Genomic DNA, 12,550 nt, shown 5'->3' with positions numbered 1-12,550 from the left:
TTTAGCTTTAAATTGTCCATAGTCTCTCTTTGTTAAATTTGTTCGTTTTTTGGTCGAAACAGAATTAATTTAACGAAAGAGGGGCGCCTTTTATATACCCCTTAGACACACTTTATGGGACGGTATGTTAAAGTCATGCACTCTCACGCAGCTTAAATAGAAGCATACTTTCTTTTAGTCACTCTGTGCTGACATTTGCCTTGAGTGAAAGTCTTTGTGATTGTGTTCAGTTTTTAATTAATTAGAATCAATTAGTTATGTGAAAAGCGCAAGAATGATCGCGCTAGACAGGTATAAATAGTTATTTAAATAACACACACTCTCGTTTAGCTAGGAAAGCTTTTAATTGATAAGTTGGACAAATCTAACATGAGTATTATTAGAGAGGGGGGACAATGAGAAAATTATCAATCATCACACTAGGTGTATCAGATATCGAATTGTCAGCTCAGTTCTATGAGGTTGTGCTTGGGTTAGAGCGCACTGACTATAAATCTGATGAAATTGTCTTCATGGATGTTGATGGCCCTGAGTTAGCGCTATTTCCCAAATCCGAGTTAGCGAAAGATGTTGGTGTTGAGCTTAATAGTTCTGGTTTTGCGGGGATTACACTTGCAAGGAATGTTGAATCGTCTCATGAAGTTCTTCGTTTATTGAGCTGTGCCGAAGCAAACGGTGGAAAAATTGTTAAAGAAGGCCAACCTGTGTTTTGGGGTGGGTTTTCAGGATACTTTTCTGATCCAGATGGGTATTTATGGGAAATAGCCGTTGGTTCAGACAGTTACGGTGCAGAAATAGAGCAAGGTAAATAACCGAAAGTTTAAGATGAGTTTTCTAACCTGAGTTAATTTAGTTTCGCTTGCTTTTAATCTATAAAAAAACAGCCTGTTATACAGGCGCGAAACCTTAGAGGCCACTATGAGTCAATGCCTTTTATTTGATAACGATGGAACCTTGGTAGACAGTGAGCTGCTTTGTAATACTGGTCTTGTCGTTAAGTTTAAAGAGCTAGGGATTAAGCTAGATGCGGATGAACTTGTTATAAGGTTTAGAGGCTGGAAGCTAGCAAACATTCTAGACACATTATCGATCGAATATGCATTGGTTTACCTGATGACTTTGTTGCTAGTTACCGTGCGATAGTGACAGATCTTTTTGAAACTGAGCTAAAGCCTGTGGACCATATCGAGGAAACGTTAAAGAGCCTATCGCAACCCAAAGCAGTAGTATCGAGTGGACCGGTACACAAAATTAATCAGGCTCTTAGAGTATGTGGTTTGACTAAGTACTTTGAAGGTAACATTTATAGTTCATATGAAGTGAAAATTTGGAAGCCTGATCCTAGCATTTTTTTATACGCAGCTAATAGTATGGGGTTCAAACCAGAGTGCTGTGTTGTTATTGATGATGGCCCTGTTGGCGTTGAGGCAGGTTATAAAGCGGGGATGAAAACGCTATTTTTTAATCGGTTTAATGAAGCTCTTGATTACCCATCGGTGATAAGCTTTGGCTCAATGAAGGAATTGCCAAAGCTTATTTATGCGGAATAAAGAAGATTATTACAGCATTGTAAGATGATTTTAACTAAGTATAAGCATTAGTTTAGTATGGGAATAACCTTGATTGCAGAAGAAAATTAATAATCTGGAGAGCACTATCAGATCTATTTCTTGATACTGATATTGGTGATTTTACTTTTAACTACATCGCTCGAACAGTTATAGAAAGTAAGTTATCTGTATCAGAGGTTGAAGAGATACTCTGGTATGAAGTTTATCCGGTATTAGAGAGTAACCTTAGAAATGTTGCTGGTAATTGGGAAGGGTGGACGGATGAATGGCTACTTCAAAACTTACCTGCACCAATAAGACCAAATGTTATTCACGGAGAGTCGTTAATAATTAAAGAGATAAAGCGCTGTTGGCAAGAAGTGCTTAAAGCACATGAAAACCAAAATGCTTAATAATTATTACTAATAGTACTATTTTCTCGTTCCCATGGTCCTCCGTGGAAATACAGTCGCATTAATTCCAATCCTTTCCGTCAAACTTGAGCTGGAGCTCAAGGCTATACATTCTCACGCAAAGCAAGGAGCGAGCACCTATTCAGTAACTCGCGTTGCTATTTGCCTTAAAGCTCGTTAGCGATTCTTCTATAGCCTTGTACCAGTGTGTGGTTAGCTGAGACAACAGACTCAGAGAAGGCGGAATATTCAGGAGGGACTTTGGATATGCTGTTTAGGTCGAAACCTTTACCTATGTTGGTCATAGGTGGCACGTGAAAGCTCTCAGGCAGGTCGAGCCCATCGACAACACAGTTATGGCGTATTACACAGCCTTTGCCGATAAGGGCGTTGAACACCACTGAATTGAAGCCGATAAAGACATCATCTTTCACTTCACAAGGGCCATGGATAATGGAGCGGTGAGCAATGGATGAACGCTCGCCAATGGTTACAGAAGCCCCTGCTTTTGAATGAATGACCACTCCATCTTGGATATTGGTATCACGCTTGATAAGGATGGCTTGCATCTCACCTTGTTCGTTAACTTCATCGGCACGAATTACCGCATAAGGGCCAATGAAAACGTTGTCTTCAATGATTACCTTGCCACATATGATGGCTGTTGGATCAATAAATGCCGTTTCTGATACTTGCGGCATATGACCACTTGGGTTTCTTCTTAACATATTGATTTCTCGATCTAGATTAAATCTTCTTTTGAATAAAAAGGTTAACGTTTGAAGCTCAGTCGCATAGCTGAATCATCTGTCGCTTTTACCTCTTGGTTATCAAATACCAAATTGCCATTGACCCAAGTGCTTTTTATTTGTGCTGAAAAAGTGTGACCAGCAAAAGGTGTCCAACCGCATTTATAAAGGCTGTTTTCATGTGTAGTAAGTGTAGAAGAGTCGGTATCGACTAACACTAAATCTGCATAGTGACCTTCTCGAATAAAGCCACGATCTTGGATGGCATAACGAATAGCCGGATTGTGTGCTGTTTTCTCAACGACCTGAGTAATACTCATGGCTTCCCTGTTTACTTGATCAAGCAAGGTTAATAATGCGTGCTGTACAAGCGGCAAGCCTGCGGGTGCTTGATTATATTCGACTTGTTTTTCTTCCCAAGTGTGTGGTGCATGGTCTGTGGCGATAATATCAATTTGACCTGTTTTTAAGGCTTGGATAATCGCAGTACGATCGCTTTCAAACTTGATGGCAGGGTTACATTTAATTTGATTACCTAGTGTTTTATAGTCTTGATTATTAAACCAAAGATGGTGCACACAGGCTTCTGCAGTAATCTGTTTATTTTGAATTGGGCCAGCTTCAAAAAGTGCGAGCTCTTTCTCTGTCGTAATATGCAGAACATGTAGATTGCTTTGGTATTTTTTAGCAAGAGACACGGCATAAGAAGAAGAGGCATAGCAGGCTTCGTCATCTCTTAAAATAGGGTGATCTTCAATCGTAAGAGTATCTTTAGCTGCCAGTAGCTTTTCTGCGTTTTGGGCGATTACTGGGCCGCTTTCACAATGAGTTACGATAAGGACAGGGGAGTCACGAAAGATTGCTTCTAACGCTTCTGGCTTTTCAACTAATAAGTTACCTGTTGATGCCCCCATAAAGACTTTCACACCACAGTGTTTACTAGGGTCTAAGCGTTTAATTTGCTCAAGGTTATCTTCGGTAGCACCCAGATAAAAAGAGTAATTTGCTAGCGAGCTCTCTTTAGCAATATCAAATTTCTTCTCTAGGGCTTCGATGGTGGTAGTGGCAGGGTTTACATTAGGCATTTCCATATAGCTGGTAATACCACCTGCTACAGCGGCACGAGATTCGGTGGCAATGGAGCCTTTATGAGTCAGCCCAGGCTCACGAAAATGTACTTGGTCATCAATCATGCCTGGTAGTAAGTAGCATCCATTTGCATTGATAACTTTATCGTTAGGACCTGGGCTAATATTGCTGTCGATAGCATCAATCCTTTGACCAACAATGCGCACATCAGTTTCTGTAATCTGGCCTTCATTGACGACTCTAGCATTCTTTATGAGGGTGATAGACATGAGTTTTCAGTCTCCTAATATGTTTAAAGGGATTAAGTATTTGATGGGAATTCTCTAGGGTTTGGATTTGCTATGGGTTAGCTAAATTCAATATTTGAAATAGGTATTATGTTTTATAAATTATGATATGTTATATCATAACATTTATTGAATGACATTATATTACTAAGGTATCTATTACCAAAACAATGGCTAAGAAAAGATAGGCTGAAAAAGATAGGAACGGATTAGTCTAAACTGCTTAAGCAACTTTAATCTAATGCAGGTACCTTTACCTTGTTTTAAATTGAGTGCTTAGAAAGGATACAAGCAAAGCTGCTTATTCATTTTAATCTGATATAGGCCATTCACTATCGTCGACAATAGCTGCGTGAATAAGTTTGTGTCTTAGCTCATTTACATTTTGTTTTAATTCATCTCGAATGAGGCGAATAGCAGGTGAGGTTAACTGACGGCTAGGTAGGACTAACCACATCTCAGTGATAGGTATTTGATAGTCAGGAAGCAGTCTTTGTAGGCGTCCAGCCAGTAAATCTTGTGATACATCTATTGCAGACTTCTTTGCAATACCAGCGCCATCTACACACCAACGGCGTACGATATCGCCATCATTAACAACTCGATCGCTTTTAACTTTAATTTTGTACTTGTTTTCACCTTGATAGAACTCCCAAGCATCGTGCATTACTTCGTAAAGCTTATAAAGTAATGTGTTGTGCTCTGATAATTCCTCTAGTGTATCTGGTGCTCCAAACTCTGAGATATAGCTAGGAGAAGCACATAAAAAGTGTGGAATGTTGCAAATTTTAAAGCCATAAAGGTTCAAGTTTTGAACGGCCTCTTTAGTCATTGCTCTTAACGCAACATCGACACCGTCTCGGTAAAAATCTACTCTACTGTCACTCACATGCAAACGCAGTCTTAGGTCAGGGTGTTTACTCATTACGTCATTGAGCAAGATGCGCATTAAGTTTCGGCCCATTTCTGATGACATGGCCATTCTTACTTCACCATTAATTGACTGAAGTTCTTCGTTGATTGTCATCTGTCCCTGTTGAAGTAAATCTAGCGCTTGTTGGCAAATAGGAAGATAGCGTTCCCCTTCAGGTGAAAGTCTTATTTGGCGTGTTGTACGTACAAACAGCTGCGCTCCAAGAGACGTTTCAATTCGCTTTAATGCAACACTGGCTGCAGATGAGCTCATGTCTAGTTGATTGGCCGCCGCAGTTATCGAATGAAGTTCCGCCACTTTTATGAGTACTTGTAGGTCTGCAATTTTCATAAATTTCTCATGTAATTTCGATAAATCATACTCTGAATTTAATGTTTATTATCCACGTTTTAGCGAAAGTTTATTAAATATTTAACTGTTTATCAGGCGAATAACACAGCATAAAATTTTTATTTAATTATGAAACAAGGTTTTGCATGAAAATTCTTAAAAAGTTATCCAAGTTTGCACTAGTAACGACATTTATTTCCTCACAGGTATTTGCTGCTGAAGTAGCTTCAAAAGTTGTTGCATCAGATGATATTGAATGGGGTTATCTTAATCCGCTACGAGGAGCACTTAGCCCAGGTGCTGCAGACCTTTGGGGTGATAGAACAACAGCTACAGCAACAGGCATGTTAGTCCGTTTCAATAAGGGCTTTGAGTCACCTCCGCATATCCACAATATTACTTATCGTGGCATAGTTATTGATGGTCTGTTGCATAACGATGATCCTAAAGCAGAAAAAATGTGGATGCCGACAGGTTCATTTTGGACTCAGCCAGCAGGGGAAGATCACACAACCGCTGCCAATGGTGAAACCAACCTTATTTACCTAGAGATAGACTCTGGGCCCTACTTAGTTAAGCCCTCAACAGAAAAGTTTGATAATGGAGAACGACCTTTAAATCTACATCACAATAATATTGTTTGGTTAACGAATAGCGACCTACATGACATTAAAACGAAAGGTGTATTAACAACTTATGTTTGGGGTAGCACCGCAAAAATGGGGGCTCTATGATTAAGCTACCTGCAGGTTTTAAAGGAAGTTTAACCACTAAAGCGAATGAGTTTCGTGCTGTCGTTATTTCGGGGGCTATTAACTACAGTTCAAAGGACTTAACGGCACCACAATTACTAAAAGCGGGTAGCTACCTCGAGTCAGAAGGGCGTTTTACCCATAAATTGGAAAATGATAGCAGTCGTGATGCCATTATCTATATTCGCACTGATGCTAGGTATCAAGTGAACTAACGGTTAAGTGAATAGGCATATGAAAATAGTATTTTTAGCCATGACATTGCTCTTCTCTCTTGTTACACCTTTAAGTGCAGTAGCCTTGCAAGTTAGTAATAAGCAGGTCATGGAACTTAAGTGGCTAGATCTTATTCCTGAAAGTGATAGAAGACAAAGTAAAACTTCAGAAGCTCTTATTGAACATGGCGCAACTAAGGCTTCACAGCCGAAGGTAGGACGAGTCCGTGATGAACTGAATGAAAAAACAGTGAGGATTCCTGGTTTTGTTATTCCTTTAGAGGGAGATTCAGAAACCATTTCAGAGCTTTTATTGGTTCCATTTTATGGCGCCTGTATTCATGTTCCTCCGCCGCCACCTAATCAAATTATTCATGTTAAATTTGATAAAGCCGCTCCCGTAGTAGCACTATGGGATGTGGTTTATATAACAGGGAAATTGAAAACAATACCTTTGGTAAGCCATAGCTTTGATATTGAGTCTGGATATTCGATAGAAGACGCTTATTTAGAAGAGTATAAGGAAAGCTAAAACTGCGCTTATGAAAGTTGTCAAAGTGATTTGCTTACTTTGTTAAAAGCAAAAAAAAGAGCTTCAGAAGATCTGAAGCTCTTTTTAATTTGGTACCAGTAGGCGGACTCGAACCGCCACGCCTTTCGGCAACGGATTTTGAATCCGTCGTGTCTACCAATTCCACCACACTGGCTTGAAACGTGGAGCGTATTCTATGTGTTTTACTAACTATGTCAACGGTTTATATTAATTTATTTTGAATCTAGCTAAAGGTTTAATCAGATATCTGCTTTTACATATGGATACTCTTGAGGGTGCCGTCCGCCCATAAGCTCGCTTCGCCATAGGAGCGGCTTAATACTAATTTCTCGTTACTCGGAAGCTTACCAATATAGCCCCAATCACTTTGCTCAAGTGCGCAGGCTTTTTTAAGTCTCAGTCCGATGGGGCCTTGATGGTGTTGTATGGCATTAATAACCTCTTCATCAATATTGATTTGGTCGAACACCATTTGTTTCTCTAGCTGTAAAATAAGGTCAATGCCTGACATCATACCCGCCATAAAATCAGCATCAGGGTTGTCTGAGTTTTCTTGTATACCAAGTGCTTCGCAACATTTTGCTCGAATTAATAAGAATCTAAAAAGCTCTCTAGGTGGTTGAGAGGAAGAACTAATGGTAATTAGCATTGCCCATTTTTTTATTTGGCTCAAGCCGATATAAACGACGGCTTCTTTGAGATCGGTGACTTTACGAGTCATGCCACAAATAGGGCTATTTAGTACTCTGAGCAATTGATAAGACAAGGTTGGGTTCTTGCTAATAAGTTGGGTAACTTTATCAATTGAAATATTGTCATTCTGAAGCTCACTAATAAGCTCTAGTGCACTCTCAACCCCCGAGGTAATACGTTTACCTTTAATGATATTCGGCCTTTGTAAGTAGTAACCTTGGAATAATTGAAAGCCAAGCTTCTTGCAGCACTCATACATTTCAAGGTTTTCAACTTTTTCTGCTAACAAGATGATTTTCTTTTTTTGTAATACTTGTATGTGGGATTTATATTTTTCAGGGTCTGTCGCTAACACATCAATTTTTATCATTTTGATATAAGGGAATAGCTGTGTGTAGCTAGGGTCAAAGTTGTAGTCATCTAGAACGAATTGATAGCCTGCTTGATACCAGCGGGCAACTGCTTCGACAAAATCAGGGGTGATTTCTTGATCTTCTAAAATTTCGATATAAACAAGTTTTGGTTCGATCGGAAAAAAGGCATCAGACATGAGCAGCTCACGTGTGATATTAACAAAATAAGGGGTGCACATTTGTGCTTCTAACTCAGTAATACCAATGCATAAGTTAATGAGTACTTGGCTAGTTGCTCCTTCGCCATCAATGACATTTGCCATCTCTTCATCACTACTTCTAAAAAGTAACTCATAGGCAAATAACTTGTTATTTATATCAAAGATGGGTTGTTGAGCCATCATTAAGTCATTGAATACAGAGGGCAAAGACATAGAGTACCTTTATGTTGTTATTCAGCGCTCATCTTACTCGGACGATTTACAATGCTACTAAATAGCTCATTTTGCTGCTTTTTTGTCGCTGATAGTGAAATAAGTATGGCCCACTTTTTGATTTGTTCTAAGCCTATCATGACAATGGCTTCACGAATATCTGTGATTTTTCTTGGTAGACCACTGATCGGATTGTTTAAAATTCTAAGTAATTGATAAGTTATATAAGGATTATCATTGATGAGTTTAGCAACATTATCAAGATTAGCTTTATCATCTCTTAATTCAGACACAATTTTTTTCGCGGTTAAAATTTCTGCACTCGGTCCTTTTTTATCCACTTTTTGTATAGCTTTAAAATAATTACCTTGAAAGTGTGTTGCCCCAAGATGCTTACATGCTTCATAGGTCTTTTTGTCATTTACCTTACGAACAATGATCTGACGTTCTAAATTCTTAAGAGGTTCTAGCTTTTGTTTATTGTTTATTAATTTAACTGCATCCATTTTGATCATATGGATAAAAGGCAAAATATGGCTGTAATCGATATCGAAACGAAAGCCACTTAAAATGAAACGGTAGCCTGCTTGGTACCATCTTCTTAAGGCTTCAATTGATGAGCGAGTAATTGCGGTATTACCTGGTAGCTCAATATAGATAAGATGCGCTGCAATAGGAAAGTGGATATCAGACATTAAAATCGCGCTGGTTAATCTGATCGATAGGGGCGTATTAAACTCATCTTTTAGCTCACTTACGCCTATGCAAATGTGAGCTAACTTTTGGTTTATTGCATCCTTTGAGCCTTCATAACCAGGCGTGCCTGGTTTACGTTGGAAAATTAGCTCTGTATGAGCTGTATTCCCTTCGGCATCAATAATGGGCTGATGCGCCATCATTAACTTGGTTAAAGCAGAGGATGTTTCTGACATTAGAAGTCCTTTTTTGTCGCCTATTAAAATTAGAATACCATAAGTTTTATCAAGAGGTTTTATTCTTGCATGCAGCTAGTGGTTTGAAGAGGCGATATTTTTTAAAACTAATTCAGATAAATCCATCTACTGATTATTGTTTAATGCTTGTTTTAATTAATAAAAGGAAATGATTGATGCTAAATTTTATTGACACAGGTTTTTATCCTACCTAAAATGCTTAACACTTTGGGGCCTTAGCTCAGCTGGGAGAGCGCAACGCTGGCAGCGTTGAGGTCAGGAGTTCGATCCTCCTAGGCTCCACCAAATTCTGTTATTACCTAATATTGTTTTCAATATTAGGTAAACGAAAAAAGCCTCGTTGATACGAGGCTTTTTTGTTTCTGGCGATTTTTTGCTTTAGCAAGCTCTTGCTTATTCCCTAGGGTAGTAGTTGCATTAGACCTAATTGCACCAGTTGCTGCTTTTGAGGCTCAGTTAAACTTGCTGTCATCTTATTAACAAAAACACGGCTTTCTTTTAGATAAGTTAAGTCGTTTTTTAAATTAGCTTCTTCCCAGTCAATTTGATTCGTAATGCTCTTCTCTTTGTTTGGATATGACATACAAAGCGTCATCCAATCTTTATCAAATTGGGTGTTATAAGCTTGCCACTCATTTACTAAGCTTTGCTGCTCACTTGTCAGAGAAAGTTCGTTTAAGTCACTTAATAATAAGTCGCTTTCTTTGAATTCTTCATCATGACCTTGATGCTGGTCTTTATAATCCATGTAGCCTTCTTCAAAAATAACCAAGTCTTCATCCATTTCAAACTCATCAACGGAGTAATAAAGACACTCTTTTTCTAGCTTGCTTTTACATGCTGAAGGGTTGTTTGGGCTACAAGCATCATTTGCAAATGTCATTGGTGCTAATAAAACACCGCCTAGAGTTAAACTTGCTGCAATTAGTTTATTCATCTTAATAAGCTCCTATTTAAATTTTATTTCGCCATGATGAATGCCTTCATGGTCGATGAAGATAAGCTTAGTGAGTAGGGTCTTACTTAAGTCTTGCCTGAATATTAACTTTTGGTAATGAAATAATGACGAAAGCCTTGGTATCCTTAGGCTAGTTAAAAGAATAGGGTGAACAGCGTGAAAGTATTGGTAGTTGAAGACGACCTAGATGTGTCTAAATTTATTTGTACAAGTTTAAAGCAGCTAGGTTACGTGGTTGATGTTTGTCACAGTGGTAAACAAGGGCTACTACAAGCAACAACAGAAACTTATGACGCCATTATTTTGGATCGAATGTTACCTGAGCTTGATGGCATCACTCTTCTTAAAACAATCCGAGCAACAGGGTCTTTAGTCCCCGTTATTCTATTGAGCGCGATGGCAGAGGTTAGTCATAGAGTAGAAGGGTTACAAGCTGGTGCTGATGATTATCTGACTAAACCCTTTGCATTTTCTGAGCTACAGGCTCGTTTAGATGTGATGTTTAGACGAGCTACCCAAGAGCCAGGCGAGCAAACCGTCCTACACTGTGATGATCTAAGTTTGAATCTGCTCACGCAAGAAGCAAAACGTGATGGTGTGACGATTAACTTACAACCTAGAGAATATCGTCTATTAGAGTATTTGCTGAGGCATCAAGACAGGGTTGTTACTCGTACCATGTTGCTTGAGGCTGTGTGGGATTATCATTTTGATCCACAAACGAACGTAATAGATGTTCATATCTCTAGGTTGAGAAATAAAGTTGATAAGCCGTTTAGCCACACCTTGATACACACGATTAGAGGGAGAGGCTATGTTGTTAAAGCGGCTTCTTAATCTTGTTAAAAGTTCTAGTTTTCGGTTTTCACTTACCGTCATGGGGACTTTATGGCTCACTTTTGCGCTTATTCTTTTTGCTCTTTATCAAATCGTAAAAACCAGTTTATGGGAAAACGTTGATATTTTATTCGAGCGACAAGAAGCGCAAGTTGAAGCCTTGTTTGAAGATTTTGATAACTTTGAAAACTTAGCCGTTCTTCGTCAAAAACTGAGAGAAATTGGCGATCAAGCCGGTGTGGAAATTGACTTAACGCTACTGAACCCAATAGAGGATCAAGCCTATATTGATGAAATAGATGCCTATGATGAAGAGGACGATAACTGGTCAGAATGCGCGGCAGAATTTGAGCATTGGATACATCATTTAGAAATGGAAGGTGCTGAGTTTGACCCATCATCGGGCGACTTTATTCTGGCAGAAGATGCCTATTGGGAAGAGTTTGAGGCGGATGATCCTGAGCAATTCCGCATTGCACAACTTGCCTTAGCAGACGGTAATTACGTCACTCTCTCATACAATATTAGTTACCTGAAAGAAGTAGACAGTGTGCTATATAGTGCCTTGATAATCGGTTTGATATTAAGCTTTATCATCCTGTTAGCTGGTACCTTGATTCTTACAAGACGCACGGTTACTCGTCTTACTGTGATTAATCAAACTTGCGATACCATCATAGAAGGCCAACTTGATGAGAGGATTCCATTAAGTCAGCGCAATGATGATTATGATCATATGGCAAAAAATATTAATGGTATGTTGGATAGAATTGCGAGCCTGATGCAAGGCGTTCAAGAGGTGTCAGATAATATTGCCCATGATATGAGAACGCCACTCACCCATTTACATAATAGACTGGAGTCCTTTGCACCAGATGCATCTCAAGCTCAGCTTGCTAAGTTCAAAGAAGAAGCCACACAAGACACAGACAGAATACTCAAGCTTTTTAATGCCTTGTTAAACATTGGCAAGCTTGAAAAGAGTGCTGTTGATATTCCGATGAAGTCGATTAACTTAGCATCCTTACTGGCCGACATTGCAGAAATGTATGAGCCTTTAGCGCAAGAGAAGGGAATGAAGGTCCAGTTGGATTTACATGATTATCAAGTCGTTGCTAATGGTGACTTGCTCTTTCAGGCATTCTCTAACCTATTTGATAATGCCATTAAATACGGTGCACAAGATACGGATATTAAACTTTGCTGCAAGCCCGGTTTGATCGTATTGCAGGATTCGGGTGCCGGTATAGATGCAGATGATTATGACAAGGTATTTAGGCGTATGTACCGACTAGAAAGGCATAGAGGTAGTAAAGGCCATGGTCTTGGTTTGACTCAAGCACAGGCTATTTTTAACTTCCATCAGTGGCAAATTAGTCTGGCAAATGCGCATCCGGGGCTCAAAATCATTATTCAAACCGAAGCTTAGTGAAACGAGCCAAATAAAGAG

At 39.1% G+C, this 12,550-nt stretch carries 15 protein-coding genes and 2 tRNA genes; 10 read left to right on the top strand and 7 right to left on the bottom strand.

Annotated features, from left to right (window positions below; all coding sequences use genetic code 11):
• Positions 1-395: 395 nt before the first annotated feature.
• From OA91_RS16175 to OA91_RS24850, 4 genes are all read left to right on the top strand, one after another.
• A complete protein-coding gene (locus OA91_RS16175) occupies positions 396-812 on the top strand; it encodes a VOC family protein (protein WP_063340020.1) in 417 nt (138 codons plus the stop codon).
• 106 nt (positions 813-918) lie between these two features.
• Entirely contained in the window at positions 919-1,143 is a 225-nt protein-coding gene (locus tag OA91_RS24460) for a hypothetical protein (RefSeq protein ID WP_197477830.1), read from the top strand.
• Positions 1,143-1,550, top strand: coding sequence for an HAD-IA family hydrolase (locus OA91_RS24455; protein WP_197477829.1), 408 nt, complete (start codon positions 1,143-1,145; stop codon positions 1,548-1,550). The genes OA91_RS24460 and OA91_RS24455 overlap by 1 nt, the downstream gene beginning before the upstream one ends.
• 89 nt (positions 1,551-1,639) lie before the next feature.
• Positions 1,640-1,963, top strand: a complete 324-nt coding sequence (locus OA91_RS24850) for a DUF7079 family protein (RefSeq protein WP_082827978.1) — start codon at positions 1,640-1,642, stop codon at positions 1,961-1,963.
• A gap of 167 nt (positions 1,964-2,130) precedes the next feature.
• Here the strand turns inward: OA91_RS24850 and OA91_RS16165 are convergent, their stop codons facing one another.
• The 3 genes from OA91_RS16165 to OA91_RS16155 form a co-directional block, all read right to left on the bottom strand.
• On the bottom strand, positions 2,131-2,691 hold the full coding sequence (locus OA91_RS16165; RefSeq protein ID WP_046019685.1) for a carbonate dehydratase: 561 nt from the start codon (positions 2,689-2,691) through the stop codon (positions 2,131-2,133).
• Positions 2,692-2,735: 44 nt separating this feature from the next.
• Positions 2,736-4,070 carry a dihydroorotase gene (locus OA91_RS16160; protein WP_063340019.1) on the bottom strand — a complete coding sequence of 445 codons (1,335 nt, stop codon included), beginning with the start codon at positions 4,068-4,070 and terminating at the stop codon, positions 2,736-2,738.
• Between the two features lie 328 nt (positions 4,071-4,398).
• Entirely contained in the window at positions 4,399-5,352 is a 954-nt protein-coding gene (locus OA91_RS16155; RefSeq protein ID WP_063340018.1) for a LysR family transcriptional regulator, read from the bottom strand.
• Between the two features lie 146 nt (positions 5,353-5,498).
• Here OA91_RS16155 and OA91_RS16150 point away from each other — a divergent pair, with 146 nt between their 5' ends.
• The 3 genes from OA91_RS16150 to OA91_RS16145 are packed head-to-tail and all read left to right on the top strand — an operon-like array spanning position 5,499 to position 6,851.
• The gene (locus tag OA91_RS16150; protein WP_269447915.1) at positions 5,499-6,086 is read left to right on the top strand and encodes a DUF4437 domain-containing protein; all 588 of its coding nucleotides are present in this window, start codon (positions 5,499-5,501) and stop codon (positions 6,084-6,086) included.
• Positions 6,083-6,319: a DUF4437 domain-containing protein gene (locus tag OA91_RS24740; protein ID WP_269447914.1), complete on the top strand. Its 237-nt coding sequence runs from the start codon at positions 6,083-6,085 to the stop codon at positions 6,317-6,319. Before OA91_RS16150 ends, OA91_RS24740 begins: the two co-directional genes overlap by 4 nt.
• Positions 6,320-6,338: 19 nt before the next feature.
• Positions 6,339-6,851, top strand: coding sequence for a DUF3299 domain-containing protein (locus OA91_RS16145; RefSeq protein WP_063340017.1), 513 nt, complete (start codon positions 6,339-6,341; stop codon positions 6,849-6,851).
• A 90-nt stretch (positions 6,852-6,941) separates the two neighbouring features.
• On the opposite strand, the gene OA91_RS16140 is transcribed toward OA91_RS16145, so the two are convergent.
• From OA91_RS16140 to OA91_RS16130, 3 genes are all read right to left on the bottom strand, one after another.
• Positions 6,942-7,026, bottom strand: a tRNA-Leu gene (locus OA91_RS16140).
• Positions 7,027-7,125: 99 nt separating this feature from the next.
• Complete coding sequence (locus OA91_RS16135; protein WP_063340016.1) at positions 7,126-8,352, bottom strand: EAL and HDOD domain-containing protein; 1,227 nt, start codon at positions 8,350-8,352, stop codon at positions 7,126-7,128.
• A 17-nt stretch (positions 8,353-8,369) separates the two neighbouring features.
• Complete coding sequence (locus OA91_RS16130) at positions 8,370-9,284, bottom strand: EAL and HDOD domain-containing protein (protein WP_063340015.1); 915 nt, start codon at positions 9,282-9,284, stop codon at positions 8,370-8,372.
• 230 nt (positions 9,285-9,514) lie between these two features.
• On the opposite strand from OA91_RS16130, the gene OA91_RS16125 reads away from it, so the two are divergent.
• A tRNA-Ala gene (locus tag OA91_RS16125) sits at positions 9,515-9,590 on the top strand.
• A 115-nt stretch (positions 9,591-9,705) separates the two neighbouring features.
• On the opposite strand, the gene OA91_RS16120 is transcribed toward OA91_RS16125, so the two are convergent.
• Positions 9,706-10,242 carry a hypothetical protein gene (locus OA91_RS16120; RefSeq protein WP_063340014.1) on the bottom strand — a complete coding sequence of 179 codons (537 nt, stop codon included), beginning with the start codon at positions 10,240-10,242 and terminating at the stop codon, positions 9,706-9,708.
• A gap of 177 nt (positions 10,243-10,419) precedes the next feature.
• On the opposite strand from OA91_RS16120, the gene OA91_RS16115 reads away from it, so the two are divergent.
• Positions 10,420-11,100, top strand: coding sequence for a response regulator transcription factor (locus OA91_RS16115; protein ID WP_063340013.1), 681 nt, complete (start codon positions 10,420-10,422; stop codon positions 11,098-11,100).
• Positions 11,078-12,529 carry a sensor histidine kinase gene (locus OA91_RS16110; protein ID WP_063340012.1) on the top strand — a complete coding sequence of 484 codons (1,452 nt, stop codon included), beginning with the start codon at positions 11,078-11,080 and terminating at the stop codon, positions 12,527-12,529. Before OA91_RS16115 ends, OA91_RS16110 begins: the two co-directional genes overlap by 23 nt.
• Positions 12,530-12,550 lie beyond the last annotated feature (21 nt).

The organism is Marinomonas sp. SBI8L, from assembly GCF_001624705.1.
In the GTDB taxonomy this organism is placed as follows: domain Bacteria; phylum Pseudomonadota; class Gammaproteobacteria; order Pseudomonadales; family Marinomonadaceae; genus Marinomonas.
The sequence above is the reverse complement of the archived record's forward strand: the minus strand, read 5'-3'. Positions and strand labels throughout refer to the sequence as shown.

What these genes read in the sequence shown, in the direction of transcription:
- OA91_RS16145 (WP_063340017.1), top strand. Translation starts at nt 6,339, where the DNA reads ATGAAAATAGTATTTTTAGCCATGACATTGCTCTTCTCTCTTGTTACA.
- OA91_RS24740 (WP_269447914.1), top strand. Translation starts at nt 6,083, where the DNA reads ATGATTAAGCTACCTGCAGGTTTTAAAGGAAGTTTAACCACTAAAGCG.
- OA91_RS16120 (WP_063340014.1), bottom strand. Translation starts at nt 10,242, where the DNA reads ATGAATAAACTAATTGCAGCAAGTTTAACTCTAGGCGGTGTTTTATTA.
- OA91_RS16150 (WP_269447915.1), top strand. Translation starts at nt 5,499, where the DNA reads ATGAAAATTCTTAAAAAGTTATCCAAGTTTGCACTAGTAACGACATTT.
- OA91_RS16175 (WP_063340020.1), top strand. Translation starts at nt 396, where the DNA reads ATGAGAAAATTATCAATCATCACACTAGGTGTATCAGATATCGAATTG.
- OA91_RS16165 (WP_046019685.1), bottom strand. Translation starts at nt 2,691, where the DNA reads ATGTTAAGAAGAAACCCAAGTGGTCATATGCCGCAAGTATCAGAAACG.
- OA91_RS16135 (WP_063340016.1), bottom strand. Translation starts at nt 8,352, where the DNA reads ATGTCTTTGCCCTCTGTATTCAATGACTTAATGATGGCTCAACAACCC.
- OA91_RS16160 (WP_063340019.1), bottom strand. Translation starts at nt 4,070, where the DNA reads ATGTCTATCACCCTCATAAAGAATGCTAGAGTCGTCAATGAAGGCCAG.
- OA91_RS24460 (WP_197477830.1), top strand. Translation starts at nt 919, where the DNA reads ATGAGTCAATGCCTTTTATTTGATAACGATGGAACCTTGGTAGACAGT.
- OA91_RS16130 (WP_063340015.1), bottom strand. Translation starts at nt 9,284, where the DNA reads ATGTCAGAAACATCCTCTGCTTTAACCAAGTTAATGATGGCGCATCAG.
- OA91_RS16155 (WP_063340018.1), bottom strand. Translation starts at nt 5,352, where the DNA reads ATGAAAATTGCAGACCTACAAGTACTCATAAAAGTGGCGGAACTTCAT.
- OA91_RS16110 (WP_063340012.1), top strand. Translation starts at nt 11,078, where the DNA reads ATGTTGTTAAAGCGGCTTCTTAATCTTGTTAAAAGTTCTAGTTTTCGG.